Annotated in this window: 17 protein-coding genes; 11 read left to right on the top strand and 6 right to left on the bottom strand. The window is 60.5% G+C overall.

The features are described from left to right. Positions 1-5 precede the first annotated feature (5 nt). On the top strand, positions 6-791 hold the full coding sequence (locus CGA21_RS18045; protein WP_110749125.1) for an outer membrane protein OmpK: 786 nt from the start codon (positions 6-8) through the stop codon (positions 789-791). A gap of 101 nt (positions 792-892) precedes the next feature. Here CGA21_RS18045 and CGA21_RS18040 read toward each other — a convergent pair whose 3' ends face one another. Together CGA21_RS18040 and CGA21_RS18035 are read right to left on the bottom strand one after the other, a co-directional pair. Then, positions 893-2,065: a patatin-like phospholipase family protein gene (locus tag CGA21_RS18040; protein ID WP_110749127.1), complete on the bottom strand. Its 1,173-nt coding sequence runs from the start codon at positions 2,063-2,065 to the stop codon at positions 893-895. Between the two features lie 164 nt (positions 2,066-2,229). Beyond that, positions 2,230-3,162: a lipid A biosynthesis lauroyl acyltransferase gene (locus CGA21_RS18035; protein ID WP_020800412.1), complete on the bottom strand. Its 933-nt coding sequence runs from the start codon at positions 3,160-3,162 to the stop codon at positions 2,230-2,232. 118 nt (positions 3,163-3,280) lie between these two features. Between CGA21_RS18035 and minC the strand changes: the two genes are divergently transcribed. The 8 genes from minC (at position 3,281) to CGA21_RS17995 (ending at position 11,139) form a co-directional block, all read left to right on the top strand. Beyond that, positions 3,281-4,018 (top strand): septum site-determining protein MinC, encoded by a 738-nt coding sequence (gene minC / locus CGA21_RS18030; protein ID WP_110749398.1) that lies wholly within the window; start codon positions 3,281-3,283, stop codon positions 4,016-4,018. 200 nt (positions 4,019-4,218) lie between these two features. After that, entirely contained in the window at positions 4,219-5,031 is an 813-nt protein-coding gene (gene minD / locus CGA21_RS18025) for a septum site-determining protein MinD (RefSeq protein WP_008056976.1), read from the top strand. Positions 5,032-5,034: 3 nt separating this feature from the next. Beyond that, entirely contained in the window at positions 5,035-5,289 is a 255-nt protein-coding gene (gene minE / locus CGA21_RS18020; RefSeq protein ID WP_007974947.1) for a cell division topological specificity factor MinE, read from the top strand. 76 nt (positions 5,290-5,365) lie between these two features. Beyond that, entirely contained in the window at positions 5,366-6,001 is a 636-nt protein-coding gene (locus CGA21_RS18015; protein ID WP_110749129.1) for an RluA family pseudouridine synthase, read from the top strand. Between the two features lie 145 nt (positions 6,002-6,146). After that, positions 6,147-7,238 (top strand): hypothetical protein, encoded by a 1,092-nt coding sequence (locus CGA21_RS18010; RefSeq protein WP_188264723.1) that lies wholly within the window; start codon positions 6,147-6,149, stop codon positions 7,236-7,238. A gap of 88 nt (positions 7,239-7,326) precedes the next feature. Beyond that, entirely contained in the window at positions 7,327-8,616 is a 1,290-nt protein-coding gene (locus tag CGA21_RS18005) for a M18 family aminopeptidase (protein WP_110749133.1), read from the top strand. Between the two features lie 112 nt (positions 8,617-8,728). Further along, positions 8,729-8,905, top strand: coding sequence for a hypothetical protein (locus tag CGA21_RS18000; protein ID WP_008056983.1), 177 nt, complete (start codon positions 8,729-8,731; stop codon positions 8,903-8,905). 77 nt (positions 8,906-8,982) lie between these two features. Continuing rightward, positions 8,983-11,139, top strand: coding sequence for a mechanosensitive ion channel family protein (locus CGA21_RS17995; protein WP_188264722.1), 2,157 nt, complete (start codon positions 8,983-8,985; stop codon positions 11,137-11,139). Positions 11,140-11,256: 117 nt separating this feature from the next. On the opposite strand, the gene CGA21_RS17990 is transcribed toward CGA21_RS17995, so the two are convergent. Further along, complete coding sequence (locus CGA21_RS17990) at positions 11,257-12,930, bottom strand: DEAD/DEAH box helicase (protein WP_020800404.1); 1,674 nt, start codon at positions 12,928-12,930, stop codon at positions 11,257-11,259. Between the two features lie 420 nt (positions 12,931-13,350). Between CGA21_RS17990 and CGA21_RS17985 the strand changes: the two genes are divergently transcribed. Beyond that, positions 13,351-14,142, top strand: coding sequence for a crotonase/enoyl-CoA hydratase family protein (locus CGA21_RS17985; RefSeq protein WP_033038621.1), 792 nt, complete (start codon positions 13,351-13,353; stop codon positions 14,140-14,142). 98 nt (positions 14,143-14,240) lie between these two features. Here the strand turns inward: CGA21_RS17985 and CGA21_RS17980 are convergent, their stop codons facing one another. Continuing rightward, a complete protein-coding gene (locus tag CGA21_RS17980; RefSeq protein ID WP_110749136.1) occupies positions 14,241-14,996 on the bottom strand; it encodes a spermidine synthase in 756 nt (251 codons plus the stop codon). Between the two features lie 160 nt (positions 14,997-15,156). Here CGA21_RS17980 and CGA21_RS17975 point away from each other — a divergent pair, with 160 nt between their 5' ends. Next, positions 15,157-16,503, top strand: coding sequence for a class II 3-deoxy-7-phosphoheptulonate synthase (locus CGA21_RS17975; protein ID WP_110749138.1), 1,347 nt, complete (start codon positions 15,157-15,159; stop codon positions 16,501-16,503). 104 nt (positions 16,504-16,607) lie between these two features. Here the strand turns inward: CGA21_RS17975 and CGA21_RS17970 are convergent, their stop codons facing one another. Then, complete coding sequence (locus tag CGA21_RS17970; RefSeq protein WP_188264721.1) at positions 16,608-17,837, bottom strand: winged helix-turn-helix domain-containing protein; 1,230 nt, start codon at positions 17,835-17,837, stop codon at positions 16,608-16,610. 67 nt (positions 17,838-17,904) lie between these two features. Further along, positions 17,905-18,144 carry a DUF1127 domain-containing protein gene (locus tag CGA21_RS17965; protein WP_110749142.1) on the bottom strand — a complete coding sequence of 80 codons (240 nt, stop codon included), beginning with the start codon at positions 18,142-18,144 and terminating at the stop codon, positions 17,905-17,907. Between the last annotated feature and the right edge of the window lie 78 nt (positions 18,145-18,222).

Below are 18,222 nucleotides of genomic sequence, written 5' to 3'. Positions count from 1 at the left end.
ACCGAATGAAACGTACGTGCACTAGCCTGATGCTGGCAGGATCGTTGCTGGCGGGGGGTCAGGCCATGGCCGGCGACTTGCTGCAATGGCAGAACAACAGCCTGACCTACCTGTATGGCAAGGACTTCCAGGTCAACCCACGCATCCAGCAGACGGTGACCTTCGAACACGCCGACGGCTGGAAATACGGCGACAACTTCTTCTTCATCGACAAAATCTTCTACAACGGCAAGGAAGACGCCTTCGCAGGCAAGAACACTCACTATGGTGAATTCAGCCCGCGCCTGTCGTTCAACAAGATTTTCGATCAGAAGCTGGAGTTCGGTCCGATCAAGGACGTGCTGCTGGCCATGACCTATGAGTTCGGTGAAGACGATACCGAGTCGTATCTGATCGGTCCGGGTTTCGACCTGGCCATCCCCGGCTTTGACTACTTCCAGCTGAACTTCTACAACCGTCATACCGAAGGCGACCGCCCGGGTGACAACATCTGGCAAGTCACCCCGGTCTGGTCCTATACCCTTCCAGTGGGTGACTCGGATGTGCTGATCGACGGTTTCATGGACTGGGTCGTTGACAACGACGTCAACAAGAAAGGCGAATACCACGCCAACCTGCACTTCAACCCACAGATCAAATACGACCTGGGCAAGGTGCTGAACCTGGGCGCCAAGCAGCTGTACGTCGGTGTCGAGTATGACTACTGGAAAAACAAGTACGGTATCGAAGACAGCCAGGGCTTCAAGACCGACCAGAGCGTGACCAGCTTCCTGGTCAAGGTGCACTTCTGATGTAAAAGCTTCGCGAGCAGGCTCGCTCCCACATTTGATCTTTGTCGCACTGAAGATTCACTGTGGGAGCGAGCCTGCTCGCGAATGCCGCACCGCCAATCTCAAGCCGAAACCACAGGTTCCGCCAACCCGAGAAACCGGCAAATCTCCCCGCGCTTGGCCAACGCATCCCGACGTCCCAGATCAATCAACTCGCTGCAATACCCCGCCTCGAACAGCAGATAACTCAACACCCCCGCCCCACTGGTCTTGGTCGCTCCCGGCCCACGCAAGAACAGGCGCAGCGCCGCTGGCAGTTCCTGGCGATGGCGTGCGGCGATTTCGTCGATCGGCTGGCTGGGCGAAATCACCAACACCTCCACTGGCGCCACCCCCAACGTACGGATCGGCGTGCCATCGGGCATGAGGCGACTGAACTGATTCAAGCGCTGCAAGAGTTCGATATCACTTTCCAGGCTATCGATGAACGTGCTGTTGAGCAAATGCCCACCGATCTGCGCCAAGGTTGGCTGCTGACCGGAATAGGCGCGTTGCAGCGGCTGCTCCGGGTCGATGCCGCGCGGGTTGCCGCTGACACCCACCACCAGCACCCGGTTGGCGCCCAGATGCAGGGCGGGGCTGATCGGTGCCGACTGGCGCACCGCGCCGTCGCCGAAATATTCCTCGCCGATTTTCACCGGAGCGAACAGCAGCGGAATGGCCGAACTGGCGAGTAAATGGTCGACCGACAGTTGTGTGGGAACGCCGATCCGCCGATGGCGCAACCAGGCGTCTATAGTGCCGCCGCCCTGATAGAACGTCACCGCCTGACCGGATTCATAGCCGAACGCCGTGACCGCGACGGCCTGCAACTGCTTCTGCTCGATGGCGTGGGCAATGTCGCCCATGTGCAGTTTGTCGTCGAGTAATCCGCGTAGCGGCGAGCTGTTGAGCAACGCCACGGGCACCGGGGCGCCAAGGCCCAACAAACTGTGACTGACGAACCGGGCAGCCTGGCTGATCACGCCCGGCCAGTCGCTGCGCAACACCAGATGGCTGCGAAAACCCTGCCAGAACGCCGTCAGCCGCTCGATGGCCGCGCGAAAATCCGTCGCCCCGCTGGCCAGGCTGACGGCATTGATAGCGCCGGCGGACGTGCCGACGATCACCGGAAAAGGATTGTCCGCACCCAATGGCAGCAACTCGGCAATCGCCGCCAGCACCCCCACTTGATAGGCCGCCCGAGCCCCGCCGCCGGAAAGGATCAAGCCTGTAACCGGTTCAGCGGGATTCATGAGTAACGCTCCATGCTCATTGATGGGGATCGTCCCTTGTAGGAGCGAGCATGCTCGCGATGGACCCGAGGACGCCGCTGGGTGTCAGGCTGCCAGCATTATCGTTGACGACCATCGCGACGGTGCGACGATTCGACATGCTCGCTCCTGCGGGGTGCGGCCGTTCAGCCGCGCTTTGGGTACAGCTTCGGTTCACCGGGCGGACGGCTCTTGAAGCGGCGATGGGCCCAGAGGTATTGCTCTGGGCAATCACGCAAGACGCCTTCTATCCACTGGTTGATGCGCAAGCAGTCGGCTTCCTCGGTTTCGCCCGGGAAGCCTTCGAGCGGCGCGTGGATGACCAGGCGATACCCACTGCCGTCCGCCAGGCGTTCCTGGGTGAACGGCACCACCAGCGCCTTGCCCAACCGCGCGAACTTGCTGGTGGCGGTGACGGTGGCGGCCTGTATGCCGAACAACGGCACGAAAATGCTTTGCTTGGCGCCATAGTCCTGGTCCGGCGCATACCAGATCGCACGGCCGGCGCGTAGCAACTTGAGCATGCCGCGCACATCCTCACGCTCCACCGCCAACGAATCCAGATTGTGCCGCTCGCGACCGCGACGCTGCACATAGTCGAACAGCGGGTTCTTGTGCTCGCGGTACATACCGTCGATGGTGTGTTGCTGGCCGAGCAGCGCCGCGCCGATTTCCAGCGTGGTGAAGTGGACGGCCATCAGGATCACGCCCTTGCCCTCACGCTGGGCATTCTTCAGGTGCTCCAGGCCTTCGACATGGGCCAGTTTCGCCAACCGCTCGCGTGACCACCACCAGCTCATCGCCATTTCAAAGAAGGCGATACCGGTGGACGCGAAGTTTTCCTTGAGCAGACGCTTGCGCTCTGCCGCGGATTTTTCCGGGAAGCACAGTTCGAGATTGCGCTTGGCAATGCGCCGCCGGTCGGCCGCTACCCGATACATCAAGGCACCCAGGACCCGACCGATCCACAGCAATGCAGGGTACGGCAGCTGGACAATCAACCATAACAGCCCCAGGCCGCACCAGAGTGGCCAGAAACGCGGCATCAGAAAAGTTGTTCGAAAACGCGGGCGATCCATTAAAGGTTCCGAAAAGACATTGGCCGCGCATTCTACATCGTTCGACCCGGCTTGCGGCTCGCGGGCGTTCTCGTTATAAGTCTGGGCACTTTTAGTGACAAGTCGTTGTATGCCGACCATGAGCCAAACCGAACCGCTTGACCAAGATCCCGTGTTCCAGTTGAAGGGCAGCATGCTTGCCATAACGGTGCTGGAACTGGCCCGAAATGACCTTGAAGGCCTCGATCGGCAACTGGCCGCCAAAGTCGCTCAGGCGCCGAACTTCTTCAGTAATGCACCGCTGGTCCTGGCTTTGGACAAACTCCCGGCCAACGGTGGTGCCGTCGATCTGCCCGGCCTGATGCGCATCTGCCGCCAGCATGGCCTGCGTACCCTGGCCATCCGTGCCAGCCGCATCGAAGACATCGCGGCCGCCATCGCCGTCGACCTGCCGGTGTTGCCGCCATCCGGGGCCCGTGAACGGGCGCTGGACATGAACGAAGGTGTCGTTGCGAAAAAACCGGAAAAACCAGCGGAACCGACCATCAAGCCGACGAAAATCATCACTTCGCCAGTGCGCGGTGGCCAGCAGATCTATGCCCAGGGCAGTGACCTGGTAGTGATCTCCTCGGTCAGCCCGGGGGCGGAACTTCTCGCCGATGGGAACATCCATGTATACGGCCCGATGCGCGGTCGTGTGCTGGCCGGCGTCAAAGGCGACACCAAGGCACGGATTTTCTGCCAGCAAATGAGCGCTGAACTGATCTCTATTGCCGGACATTACAAGGTTTCCGAAGATCTGCGCCGCGACCCATTGTGGGGCTCGGGTGTGCAGGTCAGCCTGTCTGGCGACGTGTTGAACATCATTCGGCTTTAACGGATACTGCCGCATTTTCCAAGCATCTCTAAAACGTAGCGAAAACGGCTCAAACGAAGTAGGAAACAGGCTACAAACAGTGTTTACCGGGGGTAAATGCCGTCTGCGGCCATATTCCAGCCAAGGCTGTCCAACTGCTGTAGTTTTCAAGAGATGTTTTTCAGGGGCTAAAAGTCCTTTTTCCTTAGGGGTGAAACACCTTGGCCAAGATTCTCGTGGTTACATCCGGCAAGGGTGGTGTGGGTAAGACCACCACCAGCGCCGCTATCGGTACCGGCCTCGCTCTGCGCGGTCACAAAACAGTCATTGTCGACTTCGACGTCGGTTTGCGTAACCTCGACCTGATCATGGGTTGCGAGCGCCGCGTGGTGTATGACTTCGTCAACGTAGTGAACGGCGAAGCCAACCTGCAACAGGCCTTGATCAAAGACAAGCGCCTGGAAAACCTCTACGTACTGGCCGCCAGCCAGACCCGCGACAAAGACGCACTGACGGTCGAAGGCGTGGAAAAAGTCCTGATGCAACTCAAGGAAGACTTCGAGTTCGTGGTCTGCGACTCCCCGGCGGGTATCGAAAAAGGTGCTCACCTGGCCATGTACTTCGCTGACGAAGCGATCGTGGTGACCAACCCGGAAGTCTCCTCGGTGCGCGACTCCGACCGCATGCTTGGCCTGCTGGCCAGCAAGTCCCGTCGAGCCGAGCGTGGCGAAGACCCGATCAAGGAACACCTGCTGATTACCCGTTACCATCCAGAGCGCGTGAGCAAGGGCGAAATGCTCGGCGTCGAAGACGTCAAGGAGATTCTCTCTGTGGCCCTGCTCGGCGTGATCCCTGAATCCCAGGCGGTGCTCAAGGCATCCAACCAGGGCGTTCCGGTGATTCTCGACGACCAGAGCGATGCAGGCCAGGCCTACAGCGATACCGTGGACCGCCTGCTGGGTAAAACCGTGGAACATCGTTTCCTTGATGTACAGAAGAAGGGATTCTTCGAGCGCCTGTTTGGAGGCAACTAACCAATGAACCTTTTTGACTTCTTTCGTGCCAACAAAAAGCAAAGCACCGCGTCGGTAGCGAAAGAGCGTCTACAGATCATCGTGGCGCACGAACGCGGCCAACGCAGTACCCCGGATTACCTGCCAGCCTTGCAGAAGGAACTGGTCGAGGTGATTCGCAAGTACGTCAATATCGGGTCCGATGACGTGCACGTCGCACTGGAAAGCCAGGGCAGCTGCTCGATTCTGGAACTCAATATCACCCTGCCAGATCGCTGAGTCGATCCGGGTGGAACCACGGCGGTTCAGGCCTGCAGGCCTGAACCGCCGTTGGCGTTTGTAACGAGGCTGTTTGATGCCGCTGTCCAATATTCACATCATCCATGAGGACGCTGCTGTCCTGGTGGTCAACAAACCCACCCTGTTGCTCTCCGTGCCCGGTCGGGCCGAAGACAATAAGGACTGCCTGATTACCCGCCTGCAGGAAAACGGCTACCCGGAAGCGCGAATCGTCCACCGACTGGACTGGGAAACCTCCGGCATCATCCTGCTGGCCCGGGATCCCGATACGCACCGTGAATTGTCTCGGCAATTTCACGACCGCGAAACGGAAAAGGCCTACACCGCATTGTGCTGGGGCCAGCCGGAGCTCGACAGTGGCAGCATCGACTTGCCGCTGCGCTACGACCCGCCGACCAAGCCACGTCACGTGGTGGACCATGAATTCGGCAAACACGCCCTGACCTTCTGGCGCGTGCTGGAGCGCTGCGGCGATTGGTGTCGCGTCGAACTCACGCCGATCACCGGCCGTTCGCACCAATTGCGCGTGCACATGCTGTCGATCGGTCATCCATTGCTGGGCGACGGACTCTACGCCCATGAGCAAGCCCTGGACGCCTGGCCACGCCTGTGCCTGCATGCCAGCATGCTCAGCTTCACTCACCCGCAAAGCGGTGAGCGACTGCGCTTCGAGTGCCCTGCGCCTTTTTGAGTGGGCGACCACTGAAAGCCCATTGAAAACGCCCTTGCAATGAAGGGCGTTTTTCATTTGTTGTTACAACATTACTGAGAACAGTGCACCTGCATTGCCCCGGACCAATACGGTAAACTCGCGTCACTGTTGCCTGGAGCTACTTATGCGCGAAGCGCTGCCCCCCCTGGAAAAAACACCGCACCAGTTGCTCTACCTCATCTATGGCAACCAGGATGTCTACCGGCGCGAAGCCAAGTTCAGCATGCTCACCGCCCTGGCACAACTCAAACGGGGCGAGTCGCTGTGCATCAGGGTCATGACCGATCGCCCGGAAGATTATGCTGGCTGGCCGGTGGACACGATCGCCCTGAGCGAGCAGACCATGACCCAGTGGCAGGGCGAAAACGGCTATCACCATCGACGCAAGGCCTGCGCCATTGCCCAAGGGCTGAAGCTTGCGCAAAAGACGCTGTTCGTCGACACCGATACACTGTTCCTGGAATCGCCGCATCGCGTCTTCGACCGAATCGCGCCCGGGCGTTATGTCATGGACCGTTTTGAGTACGACTGGAGCTACGTCTGCGAACGCCCGGACTACGTCAAGCTCGGCCGCTGCCTGCAAGCTCATGGCATCTCGGCCAACAACAGTTTCAAGCTGTATAACAGCGGGCTGTGCGGTGTCACCGACGGTGATACGCGGTTGCTCGATGAATCAATCCGCCTGATCGATGAATGGACCCGAGACTCATTCGATATCCACACCATCGAGCAAATCGCCCTGTCGTTCGCGATGCGCAACCAACCGGTTCAGGAAGCAAAGAAGTTCGTCTATCACTACTTCGCTGAAAAACGCTTCTTCCATGCCATGCAGAAGCATTTTTTCTCCCGCCATGGCGAGCAATTCCGTGCCGAGCTGCCGGCGCTGTGCACAGAAGTCCCGCGCTGCAAGCCCGTGCCCTCACCCTGGCAGCGCCTGCGCATCAAGTGGAAGCTGCGCAACAAGCGCAAGAGCGTGAAAAAGGTCGGTCGCGACCTGCTGTACGGAAGCGCGGCGCCCGAACATCCGTATTACGAAGTGTGCCGCCATGAATGGTGGGAGTCCGCCTCCCGCGAAATCTTGCGCTGGGACGAAGACAAACAAAGAAGGTTTTTCGGCACGGAAAAGGGTCGCTGGCCAAAACATCTGCCGCGACCGGCAAAATCCGGGGACGAACAAACCATCATTGCCTACCTGCGCGAGCGAATGACCCATTGAGCGCCCGACCAGGCCCGTTGCTGCAAGCTCTTGTCCAATGCACCGGGCCAATACGTTAAACTGGCGCCATTGCTGTCTGGAGCTACTTATGCGCGAAGAGTTGAACCAAGGCCTGATCGATTTCCTCAAGGCCTCCCCTACCCCGTTTCATGCCACCGCCAGCCTTGTTCAGCGACTGGAAGCGGCGGGATTCCAACGCCTGGACGAACGCGAGCCATGGAGCACCGAAGCCAATGGTCGCTACTACGTCACCCGTAACGACTCCTCGATCGTCGCGATCAAGATGGGCCGGCACTCGCCACTGCACGGCGGCATTCGCCTGGTCGGAGCCCACACCGACAGCCCGTGCCTGCGGGTCAAGCCGCAGCCGGAACTGCAACGCCAGGGTTTCTGGCAACTGGGCGTCGAAGTCTATGGCGGCGCCCTGTTGGCCCCCTGGTTCGACCGCGACCTGTCCCTGGCCGGCCGCGTCACCTTCCGTCGTGATGGAAAGGTCGAGAGCCAGCTGATCGACTTCAAGGCACCGATCGCGATCATCCCTAACCTGGCCATTCACCTCAATCGTGAAGCCAACATGGGCTGGGCGATCAACGCCCAGACCGAACTGCCCCCGGTACTGGCGCAATTCGCCGGGGACGAGCGCGTGGATTTCCGCGCGGTGCTCACCGACCAGTTGGCCCGCGAACACGGCCTGAACGCCGACGTCGTGCTGGATTACGAATTGAGTTTCTACGACACCCAAAGCGCGGCCGTCATCGGCCTGCATGGTGATTTCATCGCCGGCGCGCGCCTGGACAACCTGCTGTCATGCTATGCCGGCCTGCAAGCGCTGCTGACCACGGACACCGACGAAACGTGCGTCCTGGTCTGCAATGACCACGAGGAAGTCGGGTCCTGCTCGGCCTGCGGTGCCGACGGCCCGATGCTGGAGCAGACGTTGCGCCGCCTGCTGCCAGAAGGTGATGAATTCGTACGCACCATCCAGAAATCCCTGCTGGTCTCGGCCGACAACGCCCACGGCGTGCACCCCAACTACGCCGACAAGCACGATGCCAATCACGGCCCGAAACTCAACGCCGGCCCTGTGATCAAGGTCAACAGCAACCAGCGCTACGCCACCAACAGCGAAACCGCCGGGTTCTTCCGCCACCTGTGCATGGCCGAAGAAGTGCCGGTGCAGAGCTTCGTGGTGCGCAGCGACATGGGTTGCGGCTCGACCATCGGCCCGATCACCGCCAGCCACCTGGGGGTGCGTACCGTGGACATCGGCCTGCCGACCTTCGCCATGCATTCGATTCGCGAATTGTGCGGCAGCCATGACCTGGCGCATCTGGTCAAGGTGCTCAGCGCGTTCTACGCCTGCCGCGAATTGCCATAACCGCGCATGAATCTGCATCTGCATCTGTAGGAGCGAGCATGCTCGCTCCTGCAGACAGCACCCTGCAAAAAGCCACCTAGACTTCAACCACTCCTTTGACAAGGCAGTCGCCATGATCACAATGTCTTCATTTCACGCCATGCTCATCCCCATTCTTATCGGGATGATCATGCTGGCAGTCGGTTTCAATTTTCGCGACAAGAACGCCGGCGTGCTCGCCATGTGGCTCGGCATGCTGTTGATCCTGGCCACGGTGATCTTCAAGATCCTCGCCAAACTCAACGAATAAAATCCCCACCCCGCTCGCATTGGTTTTGACGGGCTCGTACACTCGGTCGACCTGCCCATTTCGAGGTTGACCGCCTAGTGTTCGCTCGCCTGCTCGCCCTGCCATGTCTTTTCCTAATCTGCCTGATGACCCTGATGGCATCAGCGCCTGCCCAGGCTGTCGGGTTGCCGGGCCTGCTTGGCAGCCCGGCAAAAACCCAACCCGAGGCGCAGGAACCCCTTGGGCAATCCCTCGACGAAGTCATCAAGTCACTGGAGAACGATCAGCAGCGCAGCAAGCTGCTGGCTGATCTGAAGAAGCTGCGCGACGCCACAAAAAAAGCCCAACCGGTCGCAGAGGAAGGCGTGCTGGGCCTGATTGGCGGGACCCTGGCCAGTTTCGAAAAGCAATTCTCCGGCGCCGACAGCCCAATCACTCGCTGGTCCGCCGAATTCGACCTGGCCAAGGATGAATTGGCGGCACTGGTGCTGCCGGCCAGCGAGTGGCTGCCGATCATCTTCGCCTTTGCCATGATCCTGATGGTCTGGAGCCTGCTGGCGGCGGTGCTGATCTGGGTCAGCCATCGGGTACGGATGCGCTTCGGCCTGACCGAGGAATTGCCGCAACACCCCCGGGCCGTGGATATGCTGCGCTTTGCCCTGCGCAAGCTGGGGCCGTGGTTGATTGCCTTGGTCATCACCGTCTACATGAGTTACGCCCTGCCATCGTCACTCGGTAAAAGCCTGGCCATGGTGCTGGCCTATGCACTGGTGGTCGGCACCTGTTTCTCAGCAATCTGTGTGATTGCCTTTTCCCTGCTCGACGGCCCACACCGCCACCGGGCCCTGTACATCCTGCGGCACCAGGCCTTCCGACCACTATGGTTGATCGGCAGTTTCGCCGCTTTTGGTGAGGCCTTGAGCGACCCACGCCTGGTTGAAAGCCTTGGCGTACACCTGGCGCACACTGCGGCGACGGTGGCCAATGTGTTGGCGGCGTTGTCCACGGGGCTGTTCATCCTGCGTTTCCGGCGCCCGATTGCCCACCTGATCCGCAATCAGCCACTGTCCCGGCGCCTAACCCGCCGCGCCCTCAGCGACACCATCGAAATTCTCGGCACCTTCTGGTTTGTACCGGCACTGGTGCTGGTGGGGATCTCGCTGTTCGCCACCTTCGTCTCGGCAGGCGACACCAGCACCGCGCTGCGCCAGTCGCTGATCTGCACCGTGTTGCTGGTGTTGTGCATGGTCATCAATGGCCTGGTGCGCCGCCACGCCCTCAAACCGCAACGCGGCGCGAAGCGTCACGCGCTGTATTCGGAACGCCTGAAAAACTTCTTCTATACCCTGGCCCATCTAGTGGTATGGCTGGCATTCATCGAACTGGGCCTGCGGGTGTGGGGCATGTCACTGATCGGCTTTACCGAAGGCGAAGGACATGAGGTCAGCGTCAAGCTGTTCAGCCTTATTGGCACCCTGATCTTTGCCTGGCTGATCTGGATCCTCAGCGACACTGCCGTGCATCACGCCCTCACCCGCTCGCGCAAAGGCCTGGCCAACGCCCGCGCGCAAACCATGATGCCGCTGATCCGCAACGTGCTGTTCGTGGCGATTTTCATCATCGCGCTGATCGTCGCCCTGGCGAACATGGGCATGAACGTTACGCCACTGCTGGCCGGTGCCGGTGTGATCGGCCTGGCCATCGGCTTTGGCGCCCAATCGCTGGTCGCCGACCTGATCACCGGCCTGTTCATCATCATCGAAGACTCCCTTGCCATCGACGACTACGTGGACGTCGGCGGCCACCTGGGCACCGTCGAGGGCCTGACCATCCGCACCGTGCGCCTGCGGGACATCGACGGCATCGTCCACACCATTCCGTTCAGCGAAATCAAGAGCATCAAGAACTACTCCCGGGAATTTGGCTACGCGATATTCCGGGTCGCGGTGCCTGCCAGCATGGACATCGACAATGCGATCAAGCTGATGCGCGACGTCGGCCAGAAAATGCGCACCGACCCGCTGCAACGACGCAATATCTGGTCGCCCCTGGAGTTTCAGGGCGTGGAGAGCTTCGAGTCCGGCAACGCGATTCTGCGGGCTCGATTCAAGACCGCTCCGATCAAGCAATGGGAAGTTTCACGGGCATTCAACCTGTCGCTCAAACGGCATCTGGATGAAGCCGGACTGGATCTGGCGACACCGCGCATGAGCATTCAGGTGGTGACGGCGGGTGGCGGGCCAACTGCCGAATAACCCCATAATGTAGGAGCGTCGACCGGCTGCTCCTACAACAACAACAAATCGCAGACATAAAAAATCCCCGAACCAGTCGGGGATTTTTTATGTTCGATCAATCAGCCCGAGAGCGGATCAATCTTCGCGGTAGCGACGCAGCTTCAACTGCTTACCGGCAACGCGAGTGTCCTTCAGCTTGCTCAGCAACTTCTCAAGACCGTCTTCCGGCAATTCGACGAGGCTGAAGCTGTCACGCACCTGGATGCGACCGATAGCTTCACGCGCCAGACCACCTTCGTTGAGGATCGCGCCCAGCAGGTTCTTGGCAGCGATACCATCACGCGCACCCAGCGCGGTACGGCAACGAGCACGGCCTTCGGCCAGAGGGATTGGTGCGCGACGCTCGCGGTCACCACGCTCAGGACGATCACCGGAACGCTCTGGACGATCGCCACGCGGTGCGTTGTTCGGCACCAGTGGACGCTCTTTCTCGATAGCGGCCAGGTTCAACGCTTGACCGTTGGTTGCCTTGCGCAGCAGGGCTGCGGCCAGGGCACGCGGGCTGCAACCGATGTCGGCGGTCAGGCGATCGAGCAGATCACCGTGAGTCGATTCGGCTTCAGCCACCAGCGGCGACAGGCTGTTGGTCAGTTTCTTGATGCGCGCATCCAGAACGGCTTGAGCGTCCGGCAGGCGAACCTCAGCAACCTTCTGACCGGTTACACGCTCGATCACTTGCAGCATGCGGCGCTCACGTGGAGTCACCAGCAGCAAGGCACGACCTTCGCGACCGGCACGGCCGGTACGACCGATACGGTGAACGTAGGACTCAGGGTCGTACGGCATGTCAACGTTGAACACGTGAGTGATGCGCGGAACGTCCAGGCCACGAGCAGCAACGTCGGTCGCCACAACGATGTCCAGACGGCCATCCTTGAGGGAGTCGATCACGCGCTCACGCTGGTTCTGGGCAATGTCACCGTTCAGCGCAGCGGCTTTGTAGCCTTTGGCTTCCAGGGCGCTGGCCAGGTCCAGGGTCGCTTGCTTGGTGCGCACGAACATGATCAGGGCGTCGAAGTCTTCCACTTCCAGCAAGCTGAGAACGGCGGAAGTCTTCTGGTCAGCGTGAACCAGCAGGTGAGCCTGCTCGATCGCGGTAACGGTCTGGGTCTTGCTCTGGATCTTGACGTGTTTCGGATCGCGCAGGTGGCGCTCAGCGATGGCACGAATCGATTGCGGCAAGGTGGCCGAGAACAGTACGGTCTGACGGGTTTCCGGCATGGCCTTGAAGATGACTTCCAGGTCGTCCATGAAGCCCAGCTTGAGCATTTCGTCTGCTTCGTCGAGAACCAGGTGGTTCACGGTCGCCAGAACTTTTTCGTCGCGACGCAGGTGGTCGCACAGACGGCCCGGAGTGGCGACAACGATTTGTGCGCCATTACGGATTGCTTTCAATTGTGGGCCCATCGGCGCGCCGCCGTAGACAGCCACAACAGTTACGCCCGGCATTTGCTTGGCGTAGGTTTCGAAAGCGGTTGCAACTTGTAGCGCCAACTCACGAGTTGGGGCCAGGATCAGAGCTTGCGGCTCGCGCTTGGACGGATCAATGCGGTGCAGGATAGGCAGGGCAAAGGCAGCGGTTTTACCGGTACCGGTTTGCGCCTGGCCAATCATATCGTGACCGGCGAGAATGATCGGGATCGACTGCTGCTGAATGGCCGAAGGCTCTTCATAGCCGGTAGCGACTACTGCAGCGACAATATTAGGGTGAAGTTCAAGAGCGGCGAAGCCGCCGATTTCCTGGGTCATGGGTCTGCCTCTAAGTGCATCCGCAAAGACCCATGCTCCAAAGCTGCGCATGCCGTGTTGAGACTCAAGAGTCGCCCTGGCAGCTTTGTCGGCGGGGATTTGCGAAAACGAATGAATGAAAGAATCGTTTAGGAAGAGTTCGCTGGGCGAACGTGCAACCGAATCTGACTTCGGGGAATTGCGCCACCTAAACGCGGCCCGGCTAAAGGCCGGCGCGCACTATACCGGAATTTGCCGAAAAAGGGAGCTTTTTTTATCGCAAAACTCCCGCGCACGGCGTTCTATCGCAGGCTTTGCGGATAATCGCTCGAGCGTCTACTTTTCAAAGGCCCTGCCCCGTGGGCGATGACGCTAAAACGGTTCACCCACCCGCCACAGACCTTGAGTCTGCGCGCCCTCAGCCGCTCGAGGAAATGCACCATGAAAGAGCTCAATACCAGCCGTGTGAGTCGGGAAAAGCGTGGTCATGTCCTGTTGATCGGACTGGACCGGGTCGCCAAGCGCAACGCCTTTGATCTCGACCTGCTCAACGAGTTGAGCCTGGCCTACGGTGAATTCGAAGCTGACAGTGAAGCACGGGTGGCCGTGGTCTTCGGGCATGGCGAGCATTTTACCGCCGGCCTGGACCTGGTCAGCGCCAGCGCGGCACTGTCCGAAGGTTGGCAAGCCCCACCCGGTGGCTGCGACCCCTGGGGGGTCTTCGCCGGGCCCAGGGTCAGCAAACCGGTGATCGTCGCCGCCCAGGGCTACTGCCTGACCATCGGCATCGAGTTGATGCTGGCCGCCGATATCAACCTGTGCGCCAGCAACACCCGCTTTGCGCAAATGGAAGTGCAACGCGGCATCTTCCCCTTCGGTGGTGCCACCTTGCGCCTGCATCAGGTGGCCGGCTGGGGCAATGCCATGCGCTGGATGCTGACCGGCGACGAATTCGATGCCCATGATGCCTTGCACCTGGGCCTGGTGCAGGAAGTCATGGCCAGCGAGGATTTGTTGCCACGGGCTTTTGAACTGGCCGAGCGCATTGCCCGGCAGGCGCCGTTGGGGGTTCAGGCAACATTGATGTCTGCCCGACAGGCCCGCTACGAGGGCGAAACCGCCGCAGCGCAAGGGTTGCCGGCGCTGGTGAAGAAATTACTGGCCAGCGAGGATGCACAGGAGGGTGTGCGGTCACTGGTGGAGCGCCGCCCCGGAATTTTCAAAGGTTGTTGACCCCTGTAGGAGCTGCCGCAGGCTGCGATCTCTTGATTTTGTTTTTTAAGATCAAAGGATCGCAGCCTGCGGCAGCTCCTACATGGGGATTTGTGTTCTCAGGTCGCCGGGCGAATCGCCTTGATCAGCGACTGCAACGAATACCCCAACCGCGGCGCCAATGCTTCGGCTCGTGCGGTCAGGCTTTCCATGTCCAGCGTCTGATCCAGTTCCGATGGCACGATCAGGATCACGTTGCCCTCCTTCACCGGCAGCTCCCAGTAATGCCGATGGTAGAGCCCGCGCAGCAACGCGGCGCCCAATGGCTTGCCATCGTCGGTGGCCCATTGGTTGATCACCAGCCAGCCTCCCGGATTCAGGCGCTTCTGACAGTTCTCCAGGAATGTCCAGGCCAGATGCCCGACACCCGGGCCGACGTCGGTGTAGAGATCGACAAAAATCAGGTCCGCAGGCTCGGCGGTGTCGAGCAGCTCCAGCGCGTCGCCCACGCGGATATACAGGCGTGGGTCGTCGTCCAGCCCCAGGTACTCGATGGCCAGGCGCGGCACATCCGGGCGCAGCTCAATGGCTTCGACATCTTCCAGGGGCAGGAACTTGAGGCAGGCCTGGGTCAGCGTTCCGGCGCCAAGCCCCAGGAACAGCGCGCTTTCCGGCTGTTCATGGCACAGCGCGCCAATCAGCATCGCCCGGGTATAGTCGTACTCGAGCCAGCTCGGATCGGCCGTGAACACGCAACTTTGCTCGATGGCATCACCGAATTCGAGGAAGCGGTAATCGGCCACTTCCAGCACGCGAATCACGCCATATTCGTCCTGCACCTCGGCGAGCAGATGCTCGACGCGCTCCTCAGTCATTTCGTCTCCTGATCGTTGCCGGGCCTTCTTGGGCAAACAGCAACGCGATAAACCGCAGCATGAAGCGGCAAAGGCGCGATTGTCCGCGAAGCGACGGGAACAGGTCACGCACTAATTGCTGATAACATGGACGTCCGAGCGGAAAACACTAGAGATCATGATGAGCCAACCCTGGAGCCCTGACAGCTGGCGCGCCCTGCCGATCCAGCAACAACCTCAATACCCCGACGCGGCGCATCTGCAGCACGTCGAGCAGACCCTGGCCAGCTACCCGCCGCTGGTGTTTGCCGGGGAAGCCCGGGAATTGCGCCGTCAGTTCGCCGAAGTGACCCAGGGACGAGCGTTTTTGCTGCAGGGCGGCGATTGCGCCGAAAGTTTCGCCGAATTTTCCGCTGCGAAAATCCGCGACACCTTCAAGGTGCTGCTGCAAATGGCCATTGTCATGACGTTCGCGGCCGGCTGCCCGGTGGTCAAGGTCGGGCGCATGGCCGGACAGTTCGCCAAGCCTCGCTCGGCCAACGACGAGACCATCGACGGCGTGACATTGCCGGCCTACCGTGGCGATATCGTCAACGGCATCGGTTTCGATGAAAAAAGCCGCGTGCCGGACCCGGAACGCCTGCTGCAGTCGTACCACCAGTCCACCGCCACCCTCAACCTGCTGCGCGCCTTCGCCCAGGGCGGGTTTGCCGACCTGCACCAGGTGCACAAATGGAACCTGGACTTCATCGCCAACTCGGCCCTGGCGGAAAAATACAGCCACCTCGCCGACCGCATCGATGAAACCCTGGCGTTCATGCGCGCCTGTGGTATGGACAGCTCGCCGCAACTGCGCGAAACAAGTTTTTTCACCGCCCACGAAGCGCTGCTGCTCAATTACGAGGAAGCCTTCGTCCGTCGCGACAGCCTGACCAACGACTATTACGACTGTTCGGCGCACATGCTGTGGATCGGCGACCGCACCCGCCAGCTCGATGGCGCGCATGTCGAATTCCTGCGCGGGGTGAACAATCCGATCGGGGTCAAGGTCGGCCCGAGCATGAATCCCGAGGACCTGATTCGCCTGATCGACGTGCTCAACCCCGACAACGATCCGGGGCGCCTGAACCTGATCGCACGCATGGGCGCGAACAAGGTCGGCGATCATTTGCCACAACTGATCCGCGCCGTGCAGCGAGAAGGCCGGCAGGTGCTCTGGAGTTCCGATCCGATGCACGGCAACACGATCAAGGCCAGTAGTGGCTACAAGACCCGCGACTTTGCGCAGATCCTTGGGGAAGTGAAGCAGTTCTTCCAGGTTCACGAAGCGGAGGGCAGTTACGCGGGCGGCATTCATATCGAGATGACCGGGCAAAACGTCACCGAGTGCATCGGTGGAGCGCGGCCGATTACCGAGGACGGCCTGTCGGATCGCTACCATACGCATTGCGACCCGCGGATGAATGCCGATCAGTCGCTGGAACTGGCCTTCCTGATTGCTGAAACCCTGAAGCAAGTTCGGCGTTAAATAGCGCTGAATTCTTTCCGAGCAGGCTTGCTCCCACAGAGGACCGCGCCCTACAGGGCAACTCGGTTTACTGTGGGAGCGAGCCTGCTCGCGAAGGGGTCGGCTCAGGCACCATCAATACTGGCCAATGCCACCCTCAACCTCGCCGCACTCGCCCGCGGGCAGTTCAACTGGACTTGCGCCAGTCCCAGCCAATCCGCCATCCGCCGAAGATTCACCGCCAACGCCAGCATTCCCTCGTCATCCAGCCCCGACGCTTCCTCATGCACCGCATGCACCGCCAACCGCCCGGCCGCCCTCTCGGCACGCAGGTCGACCCGCGCGGCAATCCGTTCATTGTGTAAGAACGGCAGGACGTAATAGCCATAGACCCGCTTGTCCGGCGGCGTGTAGATCTCCAGCCGATAACGAAAATCAAACAGCCGCTCGGTACGGCTGCGCTCCCAGATCAGTGAGTCGAACGGTGAAAGCAAGGCACTGGCCTCGACCTTGCGCCGCAACTTTGGCTCAGGCAGGCAATAGGCAGGTTGCCGCCAGCCCTCGACTTCGCAGCAGAGCAACTCGCCTGCCTCGACCAACTCCGCCAGGCGCGGACGACTGTCAGCAGGACCCAAGCGAAAATAGTCTCTCAGGTCTTTCTCGGTGCCGACGCCCAAGGCCGACGCAGCATGCCGTATCAGCCCGCGCTGGGCCTCAGCCTCGCTCAGAATTGGCTGGGCCAGTATCGCCGAAGGAATAACCCGCTCCGGCAGGTCATAGAGGCGTTCGAAGCCGCGCCTGCCTGCCACTGTCACTTCGCCGGCGGCGAACAGCCATTCCAGTGCGTGCTTTTCCGCACTCCAGTCCCACCAGGGCCCTGCCCGTTCCTGGCGGGTCGACAGGCTGCCAGCGCCCAACGCGCCCTGCTCCTGAACGCAGGCCAGCACCCGGCGAACCGTGTCCTGCTGTTCACGACCGAAACGCGCCAGTTGCTGATAAATGTCTTCGCCACGGCTTGCCCGCTGCATGCGCCAGCGCATCAGTGGATACATCGACAAGGGCAGCAAGGACGCTTCATGCCCCCAGTATTCGAACAAGGTACGCTGTCGCCCCTGGCTCCAGGCGGCCTGGTCGAGCAAGTCGGCGCGATACTGGCCAAGCCGGGAAAACAGCGGCAGGTAGTGCGAACGCACCAGCGCATTGACCGAGTCGATCTGCAAAATGCCCAGGCGATCGATCAATCGATTGATCCGGGCAGGCTTGACCGGAACAGGGGGCTGGCGCCCGCCAAAACCTTGTGCGGTCAGCGCCAGGCGTCTGGCTTGTTTCAAGGAAAAAGACAGGGATGCAGGCATCTGGCGGCTCTTCGGCAAGGGTCTTCCCACCTTAGCGGCAGGCGGGAAAAACGCCACTACCAACGCCTCATCGCTTGAGAGGATCATTCCAGAATGGCCGGGCAGACTCCCTGCGGACATCGGCTCGACTCAAGCCAATATCACGCAGGCAGTCATCGCTCAGTCGCGCCAGTTCTCTTCGATCCCTGTTCAGTTTGCGCCAGCGCTGCAATCGCGTGACCACCGCCCAAACGGGCTGTCGGAGCCTGAGCAGCGCATCGCGCACGCCATGCCTCGCACGCCTTCGTTCAATGCCTTGTCGTTCCATGACACCACTCCTCAATGTTGGGGAGGGGATCTTCGGCCAGCGCAGAAACAGGCTCCAGCAAAGCTCTATGACCATCTG

The sequence above is a fragment of the Pseudomonas sp. PSB11 genome (assembly GCF_014596605.1).
Lineage (GTDB): Bacteria > Pseudomonadota > Gammaproteobacteria > Pseudomonadales > Pseudomonadaceae > Aquipseudomonas > Aquipseudomonas umsongensis.
This window is presented reverse-complemented; position numbering and strand designations above follow the sequence as displayed.

Bases quoted from the DNA above. Each gene is read 5' to 3' on its own strand.
- CGA21_RS18045 (WP_110749125.1), top strand. From the start codon at position 6: ATGAAACGTACGTGCACTAGCCTGATGCTGGCAGGATCGTTGCTGGCG.
- CGA21_RS18040 (WP_110749127.1), bottom strand. From the start codon at position 2,065: ATGAATCCCGCTGAACCGGTTACAGGCTTGATCCTTTCCGGCGGCGGG.
- CGA21_RS18035 (WP_020800412.1), bottom strand. From the start codon at position 3,162: ATGGATCGCCCGCGTTTTCGAACAACTTTTCTGATGCCGCGTTTCTGG.
- minC (WP_110749398.1), top strand. From the start codon at position 3,281: ATGAGCCAAACCGAACCGCTTGACCAAGATCCCGTGTTCCAGTTGAAG.
- minE (WP_007974947.1), top strand. From the start codon at position 5,035: ATGAACCTTTTTGACTTCTTTCGTGCCAACAAAAAGCAAAGCACCGCG.
- CGA21_RS18015 (WP_110749129.1), top strand. From the start codon at position 5,366: ATGCCGCTGTCCAATATTCACATCATCCATGAGGACGCTGCTGTCCTG.
- CGA21_RS18010 (WP_188264723.1), top strand. From the start codon at position 6,147: ATGCGCGAAGCGCTGCCCCCCCTGGAAAAAACACCGCACCAGTTGCTC.
- CGA21_RS18005 (WP_110749133.1), top strand. From the start codon at position 7,327: ATGCGCGAAGAGTTGAACCAAGGCCTGATCGATTTCCTCAAGGCCTCC.
- CGA21_RS18000 (WP_008056983.1), top strand. From the start codon at position 8,729: ATGATCACAATGTCTTCATTTCACGCCATGCTCATCCCCATTCTTATC.
- CGA21_RS17990 (WP_020800404.1), bottom strand. From the start codon at position 12,930: ATGACCCAGGAAATCGGCGGCTTCGCCGCTCTTGAACTTCACCCTAAT.
- CGA21_RS17985 (WP_033038621.1), top strand. From the start codon at position 13,351: ATGAAAGAGCTCAATACCAGCCGTGTGAGTCGGGAAAAGCGTGGTCAT.
- CGA21_RS17980 (WP_110749136.1), bottom strand. From the start codon at position 14,996: ATGACTGAGGAGCGCGTCGAGCATCTGCTCGCCGAGGTGCAGGACGAA.
- CGA21_RS17975 (WP_110749138.1), top strand. From the start codon at position 15,157: ATGAGCCAACCCTGGAGCCCTGACAGCTGGCGCGCCCTGCCGATCCAG.
- CGA21_RS17970 (WP_188264721.1), bottom strand. From the start codon at position 17,837: ATGCCTGCATCCCTGTCTTTTTCCTTGAAACAAGCCAGACGCCTGGCG.
- CGA21_RS17965 (WP_110749142.1), bottom strand. From the start codon at position 18,144: ATGGAACGACAAGGCATTGAACGAAGGCGTGCGAGGCATGGCGTGCGC.